Below are 18296 nucleotides of genomic sequence, written 5' to 3' on the forward strand. Positions count from 1 at the left end.
TTAAAAGCACTTTCCGAATGTTTAATGAACAAATTATTGCATTTATTTGTCACATTACTGCAAAAGAAATTGACCGTTCGGTAACTAATATATTACTGTTCGGTCGTATTAATTGATTCCCGGGCGTGCCAATTGCCATGTAAAATCAGGCTTTTGACTGCAAACTTAGGTGTTAGGAGTGAAAAGGAATAGTTGAAAATGTTAAAACAAAGACATTGGTAGTGAGTGCTTTGCTTGTTGCCTTAGCCTCTGCGATAGCACCTGCGAGCTTTGCAGCAGATAAAAAAACACCGGTGGTCGGCATTGTGGCCATAGACCTGCAAAACTCGTTTTTTGTCCGTATGCGTCAAGCAGGCGATGAAGCGGCAAAAGACTACGGCGTTAAAACTATTTGGCAAGGTTCCGAAGGCAGCCTGGAAAAAGAGATTTCCAACATTGAGAACTTCGTGAACCAAGGCGTTGACGTGATTCTCGTCGATCCGTTGGATCGCGCTGCGATTGCGGCGGCGGTACAAAAAGCAAAAGCAAAAAATATTCCCGTCATTGCCATGGGCAATAAAGTGGACGGGAATTGGAATTACAATACGCTTTATCCCGATTACTCCAATATGAGCACCGTTGCCCGTGCATTGGGCAATAAACTTGAAGGCAAGGGAGAGGTCGCGTTGTTAATCGGCGGAAAAGGCAACTATGTTTCCGATACCCGCGAGAAAGCCTTCCGCGATGTCATGAGCAAAGAGTTCCCCGGTATTAAACTGGTGGGCGTCGAAGCGACGAACTGGGACAGTTCCCGCTCCTCTGATGCCGTACAAACCTGGCTCTCTACCTATCCTGACCTTAAGGGAATCGGCTGCTTCGCTGATTCCATTTGCGTAGCGGCAAAAGCGGTTGTTGATGCCAACGGACGCAAAATCGCGTTTGCCAGTTATGAGGGGGATCCTGAGATGTTCCCTTATGTGGCGGACGGTTCCAATGTCATTGATGTGCTGAACGGAGCTTACCGTGTAGGGTACTGGAATATCGCGGTTGCAGCGCGCATTGCCAAAGGCGCCAAATATGATACTGATCTTCATATGCCGACCTATTTTGTGACATCCGATAAAACGGCGGCTGAGCTTAAAGCGAAGGGGATGAATTTCCCTTATATCACTCCAGCCAAAGCAGAAGTCGTCGCTAAGGATTACCGGAACGAGATGTCGCCGTCCAAGCCGGACTCGGCGATGACCGTAGCCGCTCAGTAAGCACTGCCTGTTAGCCCGGCGCTGCGGCCCGGGCTTTGGGAGTAAAATCATGTCGGAAAACAGCGTGAACGTGGCAATGAAGTCGAAAGAAAAACGTAAAACCATTAAGCAGGAAATGGTGCTGTTCGCCATTATTCTTTTTTCCGTCGCTGTATTCGGCGTTGCGACGCCTGACTACCTCTCCCCGGCCAATTTGCTGAATATCGGGCAACAGACCGCCGTTATCGCTACGGTGGCATATGCCATGACTGCCGTGATCATCTGCAAGGGTATCGATATTTCTGTCGGCAGCGTCCTTGCCGCCAGCGGAATTTTGGCGGCATTGGTTATGCAATCCACGGGAATGCCGGGTTGGATGGCAATCATTGCCGTGGTTCTGATTGGGGCGGTATTCGGCCTTTTGAACGGTGTGTTGATTAGCTATATCAATATCAGTCCTTTCGTGACGACGTTGGCCGTGTATGCCTTTGCGCGCGGGGTCGCACTCAGCTTTTCCGGCTCTCAATCCATCTCTATTGATTCCCCCCTCTATCTTTGGTTTGGCAGTACAGATATAGCGGGGGTGCCCGTTAGCCTGGTCGTTGCCGTGGTGCTGGCATTATTGTGGCTATTCCTGCTTAACCGCACAATATTCGGCCGCTGGCTATATGCAACCGGCGGCAACGAAGACGCGGCCAAGGCCTCATTGATTCCGGTACGCAAGGTACGTACATTAATTTATGTTCTGGCCGGGGCGAGTGCCGGTTTGGGGGCATTGCTGACAACCGGACGCGTCGGATCAGCGCAACCACTGGCGGGTATCGGACTGGAATTCTCCGCAATTACCGCGGCTATTATCGGTGGCGCCCGTCTGGCCGGCGGGAAAGGGTCGATCCTCGGCACTGCGCTGGGCGCCTTGCTGCTAGGCGTTGTGAATACCGGACTCTCTTTTCTCCAGGTGTCCCAGCAAGTTAACTATTTTTTCACCGGCGGCTTCGTGCTGATCGCCGTTTTGTTGAGCCAGCGAGAGACTTTCCATGGCTGGAAAGTGAGCAAACTGTTGGACCGCGGTACCCGTAGCCACTTTCCGCGCGTCGAGCCGGAAACCGGCCAGCGCGTACTGGAGCTCAAAGGGATCTCAAAAATTTTCCCCGGGGTAAAGGCGCTCTCTGAGGTATCCATGAACCTTCGCAGCGGCGAGGTGGTTGCCCTGGTAGGCGAAAACGGCGCCGGTAAATCCACATTGGTTAAAGTGCTCTCGGGCATTCATCAACCCGAAGAGGGGAGCCTGTGGCTGGATGGGCAGCACGTCATACTGGCTTCGCCCGCCGACAGCCGGCGGGCAGGAATCTCGATTATTCATCAACATTTCAGTCTTATTCCGGAGCTCAGCGTAGCGGAAAATCTCGCATTGGCTCAAGCTCATCTTCCTAAGCGTTTTGGCGTGGCGCTTAACCGCAAGTTAATGCGCAACCGTGCAAAAATGCTGATTGATGAGCTACAGCTGGGCATCAGCCCGGACGCTAAAGTGGCCAACCTCACCATCGGCCAGTGTCAAATGGTTGAAGTGGCAAAAGCCATGATGGCTGATGCGTGGTTGATTGTGATGGATGAACCCACCAGTGCCCTGACCAACCCGGAGCGTGACCAGCTTTACCTGCTTATTGAGCGTTTAATCAAGCGCAACTGCAGCGTGCTTTATATCTCCCACAAGATGCAGGAAATTTACACGCTGGCCAGCCGGGCGGTGGTATTACGCGATGGTAAACATGCAGGAGAAGCCGCAATCCCTGCCACCAGCGAATCAGCCCTGATCAATATGATGGTAGGACGGGATATCGGCAACGTCTTTCCCTGGAGCAAGGCCGAGCTTGGTGAATCACTGCTCCAGGTCACTAATCTCTCAGCCGGCGGCTTATTGCTGGATATCAATCTGGAAGTAAAACAAGGGGAGTTGGTTGCCTTGACCGGTTTGATGGGGAGCGGGCGGACCGAATTACTGCGATGCATCTCCGGGCAGGAGATGTTTAATCACGGAACAGTCTCTCTTCAGGGAAAAGAATTGTTGTCAGGCAATGCGTGGATGGCCAGCCGGCTGGGCGTTGCGTATGTACCTGAAGATCGCCATAAAGAAGGGTTTATCAGCACCATGTCTCTGGAGGATAACATTGCCCTGCGCTGGATCTGGCATAACAGCCGTGCGGGGATCCTGGCGAGAAGCAATATCGCGGAACTGGCAAAAAGCATGATCGCCAAGTTGGGCGTTCGTCCGGCCAACCCCGAGACCCTGGCGGGTAGCCTCTCGGGGGGCAACCAGCAAAAAATCGTGATTGGTAAATGGCTGGCGACCGCACCTCATCTGCTGCTGCTTGATGAGCCGACAAATGGCGTCGATGTCGGAGCAAAATTCGAAATTCACAGCCTTATTGCCGGGTTAAAACAGCAGGGAATGGGAATATTGATGGTTTCAAGTGAATTGCCTGAAGCGCTTGGCGTCGCGGACAGAATTGTGGTTTTAAGCGCAGGACGCATTGCCGGACAGCTGCCACGCGGCGCGACGGAAGAACAAGTCATGAAATTGGCGTTTAAATATGTCTAATCCCGGGGGTCAAACCATGATCAACCAACGTTCACTGCTCAGATGGGGATTGGATTTCGCCCCCCTGCTTTTGCTGGCGTTGCTGTTAGTGATATTTGGCGGCGTCGACAGCCGGATAGTTTCTGTTAACAACCTGAATATTATCGTGTTACAGGCTACCTCGGTTGCTTTATTGGGGCTGGCAATGTTCTGGATCCTGTTAGTGGGTGAAATTGATTTGTCCGCGGGTAACCTGGTGTCATTCAGCGCCGTCACCATGGGTACGTTATTGTCCTCGGGATATGGATTAGTGCCGTCTTTGGCCGTCGGACTGTTTTCTTGTCTCTTTTTCGGGCTTATAAACGGATTGATGGTAGCTATCCTTAAACTGCCCTCATTTATCGCTACGCTGGTGACTACGCTTATCCTGCAAGGCGCAACGCTGATGGTGGCAAAGACCGGCACTATCCTGGTATTGAATCCTTTGCTTCGCCGTTTTGGTGCCTTTACGTCCGCTTATATTCTCCCGCCCACCGTGCTGTTTGTTATCATCATCGCAGCACTGTGCTGGTGGCTGGCGAAACGAACGGCCTTTGGCTTGAAAACCTATGCCATAGGCTCGTCAGCCGAGCGCGCAGTACTGGCGGGAATTTCGGTGCGGGGGCAAAAAGTGTGTGTTTTCCTGGTCTCATCGATACTTGTTTTCTTCACGGCGACAGTGGTTATCGCGCGAATTCCGGTTGTGAACCCAAATGTCGGCGGCATCAGTCTCTTACTGGACGCCATAGCCGCGGCGGTAATAGGCGGGACAAGCCTTTTCGGCGGCCGGGGCATGGTGGCCGGGGTAATATGCGGCGCATTGATAATCAGCCTTTAACCGCCGCACTACGTATTCTGGGAATAGATCCGTCAAGCCTCGACTTATACAAGGGGCTGATAATCATCTGTATTCTTCTCCTCGATCAAGGCCTGAGCCTGATTCGCCAAAAAAGGAAACAGGCAGTGTGACGCAAGACCAGAGCGCCGGCATGATATAACATTCATTAATGAGCCAATCGCCCCATTGATCATCCATTTTATCAATCAAGGCCCGCTGGCCTGATTGACATTTTTTATACCATGCGTACTCTCTTTGCCGTTCAGTCAGAGTGAATAACGCTATGTAACCATGCGGGTTTCTCTTTCAACGTGGAGATGAAGGGTGATGCGACCAGAGCAAAGGCGCTTGGCGATAATAGAACTACTTAGTGAACATCATAAACTCACCGTGGACTTTTTGGCTGAGCATTTGAGTGCTTCAAAGGAAACCATCCGGCGCGATCTGACCGATCTGGCAAACATAGGGCAACTTCGCAAATTCCATGGCGGGGCGGCAATACTGGATAATACGCTCCAGGAAGGCGAGTTCAGCGCGCGCCTGAGTGAAAACGCACAGGAAAAACGCGCAATTGCCCTCGCGGCAACCTCGTTATTTCACAAAAATGATTCAATATTCATTGATACCGGGACAACGACCCTTGCGTTCGCCCGTGAATTGGCGGTCAATGCCAAGGAATTGACGATTATCACCAACTCGGTTTCTATTACGCAAGTACTGGCGCGAAGCAGCGGAAACCATAAAGTGTACTTGATTGGCGGCCAATACCGTGAGGATGCGGCGGAAAATCTTGGCCCGCTTGCCGTGGCGCAAATTTCCATGTTTCATGTGTCGGATGCCGTGATTACCGTGGGGGCTATGGATGAAAATGGCGTCATGGACTATGACCTGGAAGAAGCCGAGATCGCGCGTGCGATGATCGCTCAGGCAAAACAGGTTACGGTACTGGCCGATCACAGCAAAATAGGCCGCTCGGCCCTGTTCACACTCTGTTCATTGAAAGATATCCATCGGTTGGTCACGGACCGTTTGCCGGGTAAAGCGTTCTATAATGCGCTGCAAGATGCCGGCATCGAATGTATTGTTTCTGCAGAAGGGATGAGACTCAGCAATGCAATCGATTAAAGGTAATCCGCGGATTGACCGCGGCGGCCTGCCGGAAATTGCCAAATTCAAGCGGGGAAGATGACGCAGATGGCAGACCGCCGGTAAGGGGCAGTCTGTCGGGGGCAGAAGGCTATTAAAGTGGGGCAGTGAAGGCGACTTCCCATTGCGGATTGGTGATATCCGCCCAGGGGTACATGCTGTCTTTTGGCAGCCTGGTGAAGGGCAGACTTTTCAAATCAGAACTGGCAGCGCCGGGCGTCTGTGCTTCGCAAATGGTACCGGCCAGTTTTTCGTAAGCTCCTCTGAAGGACGTTGAAGCCTTTACAACCACCAAATCATACAGCGTTGGTTCAATACCATGCGCGCGGTAGAGTTGAGGATCGCCGTTACCCGCCATCCATTCACACACCAGAACATCAAGGTTGCCGATTCTTAGCACCGCTGAGCGGCCTATGCGTTGGACCACCCCTCTTCCAGCCGGACCTTCCTGTCGGAATACGCCATCGTGCAGCGATTTAACACGAGCCTGACGGGTAACAGACATTGAACGGGGATCGCGGGATGCGCCGATAATGAATTCAGCCTCCCCGCCCACACCGACCTGATGAGCTTTCAACGCTGCGTCAGGTGCGTTCACGACGACAGCTGAGCGCAAACCGGCTCCATATTGGAGTATTTCAGTGGCAACTGCCATGTTGTCCCCGGTTGCACCGGCGTTGCAGGAGTCAGCCGAATCAACAAGGATGACCGGTTTTGCTGTATCTGCTTTGAGCGCTCGTTCAATGACTTCTTTTACAGAGGTCAGCTTAATACGGAAATCATGGCGTTTTGAGTAGAGCAAGCTTGCAAGTTCCTTGGCGTATTTCTCAGCTTGCTCTCGGTTGTCAGCAACCACAACGACAGAGGAATTGGCTTTAGGAATATCAAGCCAGGGTTGCATTTGATAGAAAGAAAAATCAATGAGCCGGCCCTCAGCCACCAGCTTCCTGCCGTAGTCAATAATCTCCTTGAATGCTCCTTTTAGGGTGTTATAGGCCGCGGCAGGAGCTATCATCGGAACAGGCACCCAGGCCGTAACCGGCTTTCTTTTGCCGGAGATGGCATCCAGCGCCAGCGCGGCTGTGCGGTACCCCGTCTCGACATAATCAACGTGAGGATATGTCAGATATGCCAGTATGATGTTGGTATTGCTGATTAACGTGTCAGAAATATAAGCATGGAGATCGGACGAAACGGCAATGACCGTTTTATCTCCCACAATCACCCTGATTCGCCGGGTGATTTCTCCTTCCGGGTCATCATATTCCGTTGTCATTAACGCACCATGATACGATATGAGACCGCCGTCTAGAGGTAATCTTTCTTTAATCTGGGGGATATTTTTTGACAGGTAATGACCCATGACGGACTTTTCAGCTACCCCGCCGCTCTGGCAGGCCATCACCGTTCCGCATACCACTTCAGCAAGCGGGGCTTTCTCATTCAACGCTTTGAAGAAGCCGCCGATTGCACATTGTTGGCCTTCAAACTCCTTTCGCACCCGCTCTCCTTCGTATTCTCCCGTCTGTCTCCAGAATTCGAGGGAAGAAAGGACAGGATTGAAAGAGTTACTCTCCTGACGAAATTCGGTAATAAGGATCTTCATTAATACTCTCCGTTTAAGTCACGGTGGATGTCTTTAAGCGCTGAATGAATTTTCATATATACCCGGTAGTTGTTGTCGTAGACGTCCTTGTTGCCAGGATTGGGAATGAACTCTTTTTGGATGGCCACCTTGTCTGCCATTGTATTCAGATCATTGAGCCAGCCCAGCCCCATTGCCGCGCAGTAGTAGGCACCAATCGTTCCTGTATAGCGGGGAGCTTCCGGGATTTGCACCTTAATTTGAAGAATGTCAGCAAGCATCTGCATCCAGACATCATTTACCGCACCGCCACCCACAACGCGGATATGATTCTGCAGGCGACCGGACAGTCCATGAAGCCGCTCAAGGTTGTGGCGATGCGTAAAGCAGATGCTCTCCATCATGGCTCTGGCCATATGACGCCGGTCATGATTGATGGAAAGGTTCAGGAAAAAACCTTTGGCGTTTTGGGAGAACGGAGCAAGCTCACCGTTCAGCCAGTGCGCGGCGATGACACCTTCGCTACCAGGCGCTATTTGACCGGCTTCTTTGCTAATGAGGTTATAGATGTCCGATTCAAGTATGGTACGTTCGACCCTGTAAACCTGATTGGCCAGCCAGTCCAGCGCCAGGCAACCGGTCTGCAGTGCATAAACAGCCCCTTGCGTTTCACGATCGATTGAGAAATATAATGGCGCGTCCAGATCAGAACGTTTACCGATGATGCTGACCAGCCAGGATGATGTCCCAAAATAGAGATGGACATCATCCAGCTGAGAGCGCCCTACCCCCCACGTAATCGCCACAAGGTCACCAAAACCGCCGAAGACAGGCACATCACCGCGCAGGCCCAGTTCGTCGGCAGCGGCTGCCGTCAGCACTCCTATCGTCTCCTGTGCTTTGCGGGAGAGTGGAAATTTATCCAGATCATCCATGAGATCGGCAGCCCTGAGGACCTGCTGATAATAGTCGTTCAGCTCAGGATTATCTGAACGGATAAAATCATCTGAAGGCTCGGTGAAAAGGTTGCCGGTAGCTTTGTATTTGAAATAGGTATTCAACCCGACAATATGGTTCGACTGTTGCCAGATCTCCGGCTGGTTTTCTTTTAACCACATGAGCCGCGGCCAGTATTCCTGACCTGTCCCGACGAATGTCCCCGCTGATTTATTCAGGCGTTCTGCCTGGACAACTGCCCGACTGTCCATCCAGATGATACTGTCGCGCAGAACTTCTCCCTGATTATTCAGACAGATAATGTTTTTCCATGGCGCGACGAATACCACGCCATGAACATCATCCCTTGCTACTGAGCTTTTGCGCATCACCACCCGACTGGTTTCACAAATATGCTTCCAAATAACCTCAGGATCCTGTTCTGCCCAGCCGTTTTCAGGTTGTTTTATCGGATAGCTTGCCCCGCCTTCGGCAACCACTTTTCCCCACTCATCAATCAACGCAGTTTTAAGTGACGAGGTACCGATATCAAAAGTCATGATGTGCTTAGGCATTATGGCCTCCTGTCGTTACCGCGATTTCCTGATGCTGGGTAATGCGGACTCGCCATTGTTACCTCCTGCCAGTAAGAGATGTATTGTTTTTGTTGTTTACATGTGTTTATTGATATAAAAAACACAATATCAACATAAATATCACAATAACTGACAGATACGCGTTGGCACTCATAGGTTTTTGTGATGACACAGCACATATCTTTCACAAAAGGAAAGATTTTGGCCAAAGCCACATAATAGCCACACTTCCCCTATTCTTCCGTGTCAGGAATCTGCTATTTTCAAGCCATTCAATAGTTCAACTATCGGTGCGTTCAGGCACCGGTGTCATGTATTTCTCACAGGTTATAGCTATGCAGGCGGGACACTGATGGATTATTCAAACGGCGCGGAAAGAAGGAATATCATACTCGATAAGCTCGCAGAGCATGGACAGGTATTCGTTAACGATCTCGCCGAGTTTTTGATGTTTCCCAGGAGACCATCAGGCGCGATTTCAACAAACTCGAAGAGCTGCGCTACATCAAGAAAGTACATGGAGGCGCTGTCAGCGCCCAGTTTGGCTTCGAGCTGGAATTTAAAGAACGCTCAAAACTCGCTGAGGATGAAAAGAAAGCCATCGCTATCAAAGCGGCTCGGATGATCAAGCCTGGAGACTCATTACTTATCGACTTTGGTACGACAACGCTTGAATTTGCCCGCCAGATAGTTTCCATCAATGGCCTGACCGTGATTACCAATTCACCCATCATCGCGAATCTTTTCATGAGAACAGCACCACTAATCTGATCCTTATCGGTGGACAATTCGGCACATCCAAAATGGAATGTATAGGTTCCATTGCGCTGCAGTCTATAAGCAGTTTTTATGCTGATTATGCAGTAATTGGAGCCGGCGCTGTCAGTCCGGACGCGGGAATTATGGACCAGAATCTGGATGAAGCGGCCATTGCCCGCCAGATGATTAAGCAAAGCAATCAAACCATCGTTCTGGCTGATGGGCATAAATTGAACAATCGGGCCACATCGCTAGTGGCCGGTTGGAAAGAAGTATCTTGGCTGTTTACTTCCGATCCTGATCAGAAAATAAAAAATCTCGTTTTTCCTAAAGATCTAAAAGTAGTCATTGCCTGACCGTCATCATTTCAGCTTTAAAGCCCGATTCATCGGGCTGAATGGGTAAACATACGGTCCAGGAGCCACGCTTTTGACCGGTCGCCAGCAACGCGAACATAAAGATCATGCTGCCAAAAGCGCCTTCGCGACATTTTCATCGCAGATCAGCACATGACAAAGCCCGGCACGGATGGCGGCCAGAATAATAGCGTATTTATGGGTCCCGCCCGCGGCCAGCACCAGCTGTCCGGTTTTTTTCAAATCCTCAATCGAGGGATTGATCACTTTTTGCGCTAAAGGGTGCTTTACTTTTTTTCCCTGGACATCCAGATAGTGACCGCAAATATCTCCCACAGCGCCCGCTTCAATCAGCGAAAGGCGTGATGGCTCGTCAATGACGCCATATTCCAGAGCTTTGGATTGTTCAGAGAGATCGATAGCGCTCAGGAGCGCCATGTCCAGTTGGCCTGCCATGGAAAGCACCGACCTCACCGGCTCACTGGCCACCAGGGCGTCACGTAGCGTTTCAGAGGAAGCGAACATCGGTGCGGTAACATAAAAACATTTTGCATTGAGCGCCCGCGCGACAGACGCGGCGTTGTCATAAGGGTTGATTCTGGTGCTTTCAGCCAGGCCTCCGCAAAGCAGCACAACGCGATCGCCCCCTTCCGGTCGTGGCAAAAAGTTCTGGGCAGCCGTATGAATGGTGCCTCCCCAGCTTATGCCGAGCGTGCCTGATGGCGGCAGATTTTCAGAGATATATTGCCCTGCCGCCGAGCCGACCATCGCCCTGACATCATCACCTTCGATTGGCGTCGGGACGACGATAACCCGGCCGAGACCAAATTTTGCGGTAAGGGCGTTTTCCAGATCGATGCGCACAGCAACGGCCTGGGGCAAAATGATCTGCACAAACCCTGACGTTCTCGCTTCACCCAGGATTCGGTTGACCTTTTTACGGGTGATATTCAGGTGGCGCGCAATCACATCCTGAGTCTGACCCTCTTTGAAGTAGTGCCAGCAGATCCGCGCAATCAACGCGTTTTCATCCTGAGCGCTTTTACTTTCTTCCAAAATTTTTTCCCTGATAATCATAGTATTGTCTCTAATATGGAAAGTATAGCACATTTGTTCCCGTTAATTCACAAATGTGTCATTCATGAATGGTAGATTCACCACCATCAAGATTTTCATAAGAGAGAATACCCATGCCAGAATGCAATAATATTTACAGCGATAAAAAAACCGTCACTGTTAATGGCCGTGAATATCAGTGGCCCGTTCAATCGACTGTGGTGGTTTGTTTCGATGGATGCGATCCCCAATACATCGACGCCGCGAGCCAGGCCGGTCTGATACCGAATCTGGACAAAATGCGTGGCAGCGGCTTTGCCGGTAAGGCATTGGCCAGCATGCCGACCTTCACCAATCCCAATAACGTCTCCATCGTGTGCGGCGTATCGCCGAATGTGCATGGCGTCTCCGGCAACTTCTATTTTGACCGCGAAACGGGCAAAGACGTCATGATGGTTGACTCCTCCCCGGTGCGGGCGCCAACGCTGCTTTCGGCATTCTCCCGTGCGGGCGCAAAGGTTGTTGCGATCACGGCGAAAGATAAACTGCGCAAGGCGCTGGGCAAGGACCTGGATGGCATTGCTTTCTCTGCTGAAAAAGCCAACGACGCCACCGAAGCAGAGAACGGCATAGGCAATGTCGAAGCGCTTGTTGGCCGAAGCGCGCCAGACCAGTACTCAGCCGATCTTTCACTCTTCGTGCTGGATGCGGGCATCACATTGCTGGAAACCACCCGGCCGGACATCTGCTACCTGTCGCTATCCGATTATGTACAGCACAAACATGCGCCCAACGATCCTCAAGCACTCGAATTTATGGTGGCCGTCGACCAGCGTCTGGGAAAAATGCTGTCGCTTGGCGCGCGGTTAGGCATCGTTGCCGATCATGGCATGAGTGATATGGCTGATGCCGGGGGCAATCCGCGTATTGTTTACCTTTCAGATCTGCTGGACGAAGCATTCGGGGCAGGAAAATGCCGGGTGATCTGCCCGATTACCGACCCGTTCGTTCGCCACCACGGTGCGCTGGGCGGGTTTATCCGCATTCATCTCATGGCCCCGGATATCGCCATCCATGACGTGCTGAATTTTGTCCGCAATATCCCCGGTGTCGCACTGGCGCTGCCACGGGATGAAGCCTGCCTGATGTTCGAAGTGGCCGACGATCGTGAAGGCGACATCGCGGTTGTTGCGATTAAAGGAGTGGCTCTGGGAGCCGGCAAAGCCGACCACGATCTGTCGCAACTTTCCGGTGCTCGTCTGCGCTCCCATGGCAGCCTCACCGAACAGGTCGTTCCTTTTATTACCTCAATCCCGGTGAAAGCCGATCCGACGCACCGGCTGCGCAACTTTGACATCTTCTTCGCACTACTGAACGAGGCTATCTGATGCGCCGCGCCATAGTTGTCATTCTTGACGGTTTACGTCGGGATTTGATCGGTGAGGAAAATACGCCTCATCTGTATGCATTTGCCCGCCGTGCCGAGCAGTTCTCCGCTCACCGTACCGTGTTCCCGAGCTGCACCCGAGTGGTATCGGCCAGCATCGCTACCGGCTGCCGGCCGGCCCGTCATGGGATGGCGGGAAATACCATGGTGCTGACAGAAAATGGCCGTCTGGTCCGCCATGATGCGGGTAAACCGGATTTTCTCCAGCACAAGCGCAACGTCACCGGCCGCTCTTTGCATGTTCCGACGATGGCGGAACACCTCGCGGACGAGGGCGGCGTGGTGATTTTCAGTAATGTCTCGCCGGGGGCGGCCTATGCCCACGATCCGGATGGATTTGGCCATGTCTACCATCGCGCGGGGTCATTTGGCCCCGGTCGCCAGCCCGTTCCTCCGCTTGACGAGCTCAACATTGCGCTGGACACCGAGGGCGAAAGCGTGATGACCGACAGGTTTATTACACGGGTGGTTAGCGCCCATGATTGTCCGTCCGTGGGCGTTCTCTGGATGGGCGAACCCGACGCGTCCCAGCACAATCTGCCATTAGGATCACCCGAACATCTGGCCATCCTTCGCAGCGCGGACAGTCACGCGGGGCGGGTGATTGCCGCCGTTGAGGCCATGGCCGATCGACAAGACATTTTGCTGCTGGTCGGCTCGGATCACGGTCACCAAATCGTGGATGGGGTCATTAATGTTGAAGCTGAGCTGGTCAGCGCGGGTCTGAAAAACAGCATGGAATCGGATGATGTGGTTGTGGCGTCGAACGGAACCTCGGTACTGATTTACCTGCATCCCGACGTGTCCGGCAGGAAGTCAGAGATTGAGATCTTCCTGCGCGATCGCGCCTGGGCAGGCCAGGTGTTCTCGCGCTGTGAGTTTGCGTCGGCGGGTATCCCCCTTGAGGCAGGCCCGGAATTCGCCGTTTCCATGCTCAGCACCGACGAAACAAATGACTACGGCGTGGCCGGAAAAGGGTTCACGGCCCGACGCGCGGGGGATAAAGCAGATATCCTCGGTGCCGGGCAGCATGGCGGTATGGGCACTTATGAACAGATGCCGTTCCTGATGGCTGCGGGACAGGGTTTTACCCCGGATAGCGTGCGCACATCACCCAGTTGCGTGATTGATATTGCTCCCACCATTTTCACCCACCTGGGTAAACCGCTGCCGTCATTTGATGGCCAGGCCCTGCAACACGAAAGTCGTGAGGAGTAAAAATGGCGAGCGTCAACATTCGTCAGATCGGTAAAGCCTATGGAGAAACCACCGTGCTCAAAGGCGTCTCGCTGGATATCCGCGACGGTGAGTTTCTGACATTAATCGGTCCTTCCGGCTGCGGAAAATCGACACTGTTGCGCATCCTGGCGGGTCTGGAAGCGCAGGACAGCGGCAGTATTGAACTGGATGGAGAGAACATTGATGCGCGCCGCCCAAGCGGACGTGATGTCGCGATGGTTTTCCAGTCTTATGCGCTTTATCCCCATTTCACGGTGTTTGACAATATAGCCCTGCCGCTGAGGATGCAGCGACTGAGTCGTATTCAGCGCCTGCCGGTGCTGGGTTACCTGCTGCCGGCACGAAAAAGCATAGAGCGTGCTATCGCCGGTGAAGTGAACCAGGTCGCGAAGATGCTGAATATCGACCCTCTTTTGCAGCGTAAACCGGGGCAGTTATCGGGTGGACAGCGCCAGCGCGTGGCACTGGGCCGCGCTATGGTTCGTCGTCCCAAAATATTCCTGATGGATGAACCGCTTTCCAACCTTGATGCGAAACTGCGCGTGCAAATGCGCGCTGAGATTGTGGCGTTGCATCGCCGCCTTGGCGTGACGTTTGTCTATGTAACGCACGATCAGGCTGAAGCGATGACCATGTCCGACCGCGTTGCCGTCATGGTCGGCGGCGATGTCCTGCAAATAGCGCCGCCGGAAGAGCTGTATCGTAATCCGGCTGAAATCCGGGTTGCTGAACTGATTGGCAGCCCGAAGATTAATATTCTGGCCGTTGACGCTATGCCGGGAGCCGCAAGGTACGGCTTTGCCTGCGCACACCGCATTGGCTTTCGACCTGAATCAGCGTCCATTGTAACCAGCGGAACCGGCGTGCTGGAAGGCGTGGTCAGCAATGTTGAGAACTTCGGTGCGGATATTTTCATTCATGTCGATATCAACGGCGCGGGCAGGATTATCGTGCGACGTGACCCGCATTCGCCTCGCCTCTCGCCGGGTAACGCCGTGGGCATCATGCTCGATCCGCGCCAGATCCTGGTTTTTGATACCGATGGCAAGCGGCTGACGGAAAAGGAGCGGATCGCGGTATGAGCGAATTACACGTTGTGACAGCCAGGGCAAACCGGCAGGCACCGAAAAAGTCGCTGGTGCAGGCTCAGCGGCACTTCGCTTATCTGTCGGTATTTCCCGCCGCCTTGTTACTGATTGTGCTGCTGTTCGTTCCGGCGCTGGTGGTGATAGTCGTCTCACTGACCGACTGGCAGTTTGGTACATCGGCGCTCCGGTTTATTGGCCTGGAAAATTTCAACACACTATTCTCCGACCCGGTGTTCTGGACGGCGCTGAAAAATACGTTGCTGTATGTGGCCATCGTAGTACCGGGAACCTTGATTCTGGGCCTGACCGTCGCGCTGTTAATCGAGTCCAGCCCCAGCCTGCGCGGCTTTTATCGTGCGATTCACTTTCTTCCGGTGATGTCGACGATGTCGGCAATGGCCATCGTCTGGGGGTCAATGCTTCATCCCACCATTGGCCTGGTGAATCGCGTGTTGTCGGTATTCGGTATTACCGGCCCTAACTGGTTACGAGATGAAGATACGGCTCTGCTGGTGATTGCCGTTATTGGCATCTGGCAAAACTTTGGCTTCGCCATGGTGCTGTTTGTTTCCGGACTGAAGTCTATTCCAGAGGATCTCTATCACGCCGCCGCCATTGATGGGGCCGACGGCATTGTCGATAGGCTTCGTACCGTCACCCTTCCTATGCTCGGACCCGTGATGATCTTCGTCAGCATAATGACCGCATGCCGGGCTTTTGAAGTGTTCGACAGCGTCAGTGTTCTCACTCAGGGCGGACCGAATTATGCCTCGGAAGTCCTGCTGCACCGGCTCTATACCGAAAGTTTTGACTACCTGAGAACCGGCTACGGCGCGGCGCTTACCGTGGTTTATCTGCTGATTGTTGTCTGTCTCACTCTCGGCCAGTCGAAAATCCTTGAGCGGCGGGTACATTACTTCATGATTAAATTTTCCTCATTGTCTCTTTCGCCGAAGCTGGTGTTGCGGCATGTGATTCTGCTGTGTACCGCCTTGTTTACCCTGCTCCCCTTTATCTGGATGGTGAGCCTGTCCCTGAAGCCTCAGCAGGAGATTTTCGCGGACGATTTCCATTTGTGGCCAACGCACTTTTTCGGACTTGAGAACTACCGTGCGGCGTTGACTTCTGTACCGATGTTGCGGTTTCTCGCCAATGGCGTCTTTGTCTGCGCGGTGATTTTCCTGATCCAGCTTATCGTGTGCGTGCCCTGCGCTTATGCGCTGGCAAAACTGCGATTTCGCGGCCGGGATACCCTGTTTTCCGCCGTGCTGGTTGGTTTACTGGTGCCGCCGCAGGCCCTGGCGATCCCTCACTTTTTAATGCTGTATGTGTTTGGCATCCTCAATACCTATGCATCGCTGATTCTGCCGTGGATGATTTCGGCCTTCGGCATCTTTTTGCTGCGTCAGTTCTTTCGCAAAATCCCCGAAGAGATTCTTCAGGCTGCGCGACTGGATGGCCTGAGCGAGTTCTCCATTATCTGGCGCATTATCATGCCAATGAGCACGCCGGCAATCGCCTCATTCGGCATTTTTTCGTTAGTTGCGCACTGGAACGATCTGTTCTGGCCCATGATCGCGGTTCGCGACCAGGCAATCTCGACACCGGCATTGGGCATCTTATTATTCCGGGATGATGAATCCGGTCAGTCACTGGGACCACTGATGGCGGGGGCGGTAATTATTGTTATTCCGTTGATTTTCGTTTTCCTTGCAGCACAGCGTCGTTTTATTGATGGCATGACAACATCGGCAAATAAATAAGCTTTTATTTTAATGACTCCAGGAGAATACCATGTCTTTACAGGCTTCAGTGTGCAGCCGCATTTTATCCGGCGCGATTATTTTGTCTGGCATTACGGCAGCCCATGCAGACGATAAAATAACGCTTGATGTGCTGTATACCACCCCGGGGACGTTCAATTCCCTACAGAAGGAATTAGCAAAACGCTTTACCGAGACGCATCCTGATATTGAAATAAAGTTTCGTAATCCGGTAAAAGGATATGAAGAAGCTGCGCAGGAAATTTTGCGCGGGCAAATCACCCATAGCATGCCGGATGTTGCTTTCAACGGAATCAACCAAATCGGATTGTTTGTTGACCGTGGTATTGGGGCGCCTCTGGATACATACATCAAGAAAGAGGGTGGCCTGGATAAATTAGGTTATTACCCGACGCTGGCTAAGCTTGGGACCTGGAAAGGCAAGCAATACGGTTTGCCTTTTGCGGTTTCCACACCGGTTCTTTACGTCAATACCGATCTGGTAAAAGCGGCGGGCGGCAATCCAGATCGGTTACCGGGCACCTGGCCTGACTTGATCAAACTCGGTAAAGCGATTGAGAGCCACTCGAAATCGCCGGTAACAGGCCTTTATTACCAGTGGGAGCAGACCGGCAACTGGCTGTTTCAGACGCTGATAACCAGTAAAGGCGGACACATGCTGCAACCTGATAGCTGCAAAATCGGCTTTAACGGTGATGCGGGTAAATGGGCGCTGCAAACGCTTGAGTCGTTTGGAAAGTCAGGCATGCCTAACCTGGCGCTCGGACAGGCTCGCCAGTCATTTGTTTCGGGTACGATAGGCATCATGGCGGATTCAACGTCCTATGTCGCCGCCGCTGAAAAGCAGATCAACGGAACGTTCGGCTTTAAAACGATGCCCTTCCCGCTGGCCGCTGCGCAAGGTCGGTTACCGGCGGGCGGAAACGTTGCCATGGTGCTTTCTACCGATACCAAACGTCAGGCCGCGGCATGGGAGTATGTTAAATTCGTCACCGGTCCTGAAGGCCAGACCGCAATGGCCAACCTGACAGGTTATATGCCCGGAAACAAAATAGCCGTTGAGAAAGCAGACCTGCTCGGCAACTTTTACGCGTCCCATCCGAACCATACCACCAGCCTGAAGCAGGTGCCGGTATTAGGCGAATGGGCATCGTTCCCGGGTGAAAACTCGCTAAAAATAATTGAAGTGATTAAAGACCACACCGAAGCGTTAGTGACGGCTCGAGACAATGCGGCTGATACCATGCCAAAACTGGTTCAGGATGTTAATGCCCTGATGCCTGCTGAGTGTAGGTAACAGCGATATTCCGCCAGAAATGCCCCTGGCGGAATTCATTAAGCTCAAGCGCGCCCTATACCGTAGCCTTTGCAACCTGCCAAACACATCAGCAGCGGCAGCCAGAGAATCGACTGTTTACTCGATATAAGGACCAAGGATGACGTCATTGCCCCTTATTGCCTCCTCAAGGGAGTCGACCTTGAAGGCGACATGGGTATAGTCTTCAAAAGTGGCTGCAACGGAGAATCCGGTGTGAATCGGTGCCACTGTATTTTGAAGTTACCCGGATCATCAGCGGTAAACATTCCGGCTATTTCACTAAAATGGCCTTCGTGTTTTCATTCAAGATG

12 protein-coding genes and 1 pseudogene are annotated in these 18296 nt (G+C 52.5%); 10 read left to right on the forward strand and 3 right to left on the reverse strand.

All coding sequences use genetic code 11. The features are described 5' to 3' along the window. Window positions 1-221 precede the first annotated feature (221 nt). The 4 genes from GTU79_RS21800 (at window position 222) to GTU79_RS21815 (ending at window position 5800) form a co-directional block, all read left to right on the forward strand. Window positions 222-1241 carry a sugar ABC transporter substrate-binding protein gene (locus GTU79_RS21800; protein WP_214513356.1) on the forward strand — a complete coding sequence of 340 codons (1020 nt, stop codon included), beginning with the start codon at window positions 222-224 and terminating at the stop codon, window positions 1239-1241. A gap of 49 nt (window positions 1242-1290) precedes the next feature. Then, complete coding sequence (locus tag GTU79_RS21805; RefSeq protein ID WP_203524737.1) at window positions 1291-3819, forward strand: ATP-binding cassette domain-containing protein; 2529 nt, start codon at window positions 1291-1293, stop codon at window positions 3817-3819. 16 nt (window positions 3820-3835) lie between these two features. After that, entirely contained in the window at window positions 3836-4675 is an 840-nt protein-coding gene (locus GTU79_RS21810) for an ABC transporter permease (RefSeq protein ID WP_214513357.1), read from the forward strand. Between the two features lie 327 nt (window positions 4676-5002). After that, window positions 5003-5800 carry a DeoR/GlpR family DNA-binding transcription regulator gene (locus tag GTU79_RS21815; protein WP_132926348.1) on the forward strand — a complete coding sequence of 266 codons (798 nt, stop codon included), beginning with the start codon at window positions 5003-5005 and terminating at the stop codon, window positions 5798-5800. Between the two features lie 115 nt (window positions 5801-5915). On the opposite strand, the gene GTU79_RS21820 is transcribed toward GTU79_RS21815, so the two are convergent. Together GTU79_RS21820 and GTU79_RS21825 are read right to left on the reverse strand one after the other, a co-directional pair. Next, complete coding sequence (locus GTU79_RS21820; RefSeq protein WP_214513358.1) at window positions 5916-7427, reverse strand: M81 family metallopeptidase; 1512 nt, start codon at window positions 7425-7427, stop codon at window positions 5916-5918. Further along, window positions 7427-8917 carry a xylulokinase gene (locus GTU79_RS21825; RefSeq protein ID WP_203524740.1) on the reverse strand — a complete coding sequence of 497 codons (1491 nt, stop codon included), beginning with the start codon at window positions 8915-8917 and terminating at the stop codon, window positions 7427-7429. Before GTU79_RS21825 ends, GTU79_RS21820 begins: the two co-directional genes overlap by 1 nt. 486 nt (window positions 8918-9403) lie before the next feature. Here GTU79_RS21825 and GTU79_RS21830 point away from each other — a divergent pair. After that, window positions 9404-10053 (forward strand): annotated as a pseudogene (locus GTU79_RS21830) (DeoR/GlpR family DNA-binding transcription regulator). 105 nt (window positions 10054-10158) lie between these two features. Here the strand turns inward: GTU79_RS21830 and GTU79_RS21835 are convergent. Then, window positions 10159-11109 (reverse strand): sugar-binding transcriptional regulator, encoded by a 951-nt coding sequence (locus GTU79_RS21835; protein WP_203524742.1) that lies wholly within the window; start codon window positions 11107-11109, stop codon window positions 10159-10161. 134 nt (window positions 11110-11243) lie between these two features. On the opposite strand from GTU79_RS21835, the gene phnA reads away from it, so the two are divergent. The 5 genes from phnA to GTU79_RS21860 are packed head-to-tail and all read left to right on the forward strand — an operon-like array spanning window position 11244 to window position 17964. Beyond that, window positions 11244-12497: a phosphonoacetate hydrolase gene (gene phnA, locus GTU79_RS21840; RefSeq protein WP_132926338.1), complete on the forward strand. Its 1254-nt coding sequence runs from the start codon at window positions 11244-11246 to the stop codon at window positions 12495-12497. Further along, window positions 12497-13774 carry an alkaline phosphatase family protein gene (locus GTU79_RS21845; RefSeq protein ID WP_203524743.1) on the forward strand — a complete coding sequence of 426 codons (1278 nt, stop codon included), beginning with the start codon at window positions 12497-12499 and terminating at the stop codon, window positions 13772-13774. The genes phnA and GTU79_RS21845 overlap by 1 nt, the downstream gene beginning before the upstream one ends. Window positions 13775-13776: 2 nt before the next feature. Further along, on the forward strand, window positions 13777-14877 hold the full coding sequence (locus GTU79_RS21850; RefSeq protein ID WP_203524744.1) for an ABC transporter ATP-binding protein: 1101 nt from the start codon (window positions 13777-13779) through the stop codon (window positions 14875-14877). Then, window positions 14874-16646 carry an ABC transporter permease gene (locus tag GTU79_RS21855; protein WP_214513359.1) on the forward strand — a complete coding sequence of 591 codons (1773 nt, stop codon included), beginning with the start codon at window positions 14874-14876 and terminating at the stop codon, window positions 16644-16646. The genes GTU79_RS21850 and GTU79_RS21855 overlap by 4 nt, the downstream gene beginning before the upstream one ends. Window positions 16647-16677: 31 nt before the next feature. Continuing rightward, window positions 16678-17964: an ABC transporter substrate-binding protein gene (locus GTU79_RS21860; RefSeq protein ID WP_203524746.1), complete on the forward strand. Its 1287-nt coding sequence runs from the start codon at window positions 16678-16680 to the stop codon at window positions 17962-17964. Window positions 17965-18296 lie beyond the last annotated feature (332 nt).

The sequence above is a fragment of the Sodalis ligni genome (assembly GCF_016865525.2).
Classification (GTDB): Bacteria; Pseudomonadota; Gammaproteobacteria; order Enterobacterales; family Enterobacteriaceae; genus Acerihabitans; species Acerihabitans ligni.

Bases quoted from the DNA above. Each gene is read 5' to 3' on its own strand.
- GTU79_RS21820 (WP_214513358.1), bottom strand. From the start codon at position 7,427: ATGAAGATCCTTATTACCGAATTTCGTCAGGAGAGTAACTCTTTCAAT.
- GTU79_RS21855 (WP_214513359.1), top strand. From the start codon at position 14,874: ATGAGCGAATTACACGTTGTGACAGCCAGGGCAAACCGGCAGGCACCG.
- GTU79_RS21810 (WP_214513357.1), top strand. From the start codon at position 3,836: ATGATCAACCAACGTTCACTGCTCAGATGGGGATTGGATTTCGCCCCC.
- GTU79_RS21825 (WP_203524740.1), bottom strand. From the start codon at position 8,917: ATGCCTAAGCACATCATGACTTTTGATATCGGTACCTCGTCACTTAAA.
- GTU79_RS21815 (WP_132926348.1), top strand. From the start codon at position 5,003: ATGCGACCAGAGCAAAGGCGCTTGGCGATAATAGAACTACTTAGTGAA.
- GTU79_RS21845 (WP_203524743.1), top strand. From the start codon at position 12,497: ATGCGCCGCGCCATAGTTGTCATTCTTGACGGTTTACGTCGGGATTTG.
- GTU79_RS21860 (WP_203524746.1), top strand. From the start codon at position 16,678: ATGTCTTTACAGGCTTCAGTGTGCAGCCGCATTTTATCCGGCGCGATT.
- GTU79_RS21805 (WP_203524737.1), top strand. From the start codon at position 1,291: ATGTCGGAAAACAGCGTGAACGTGGCAATGAAGTCGAAAGAAAAACGT.
- GTU79_RS21850 (WP_203524744.1), top strand. From the start codon at position 13,777: ATGGCGAGCGTCAACATTCGTCAGATCGGTAAAGCCTATGGAGAAACC.
- phnA (WP_132926338.1), top strand. From the start codon at position 11,244: ATGCCAGAATGCAATAATATTTACAGCGATAAAAAAACCGTCACTGTT.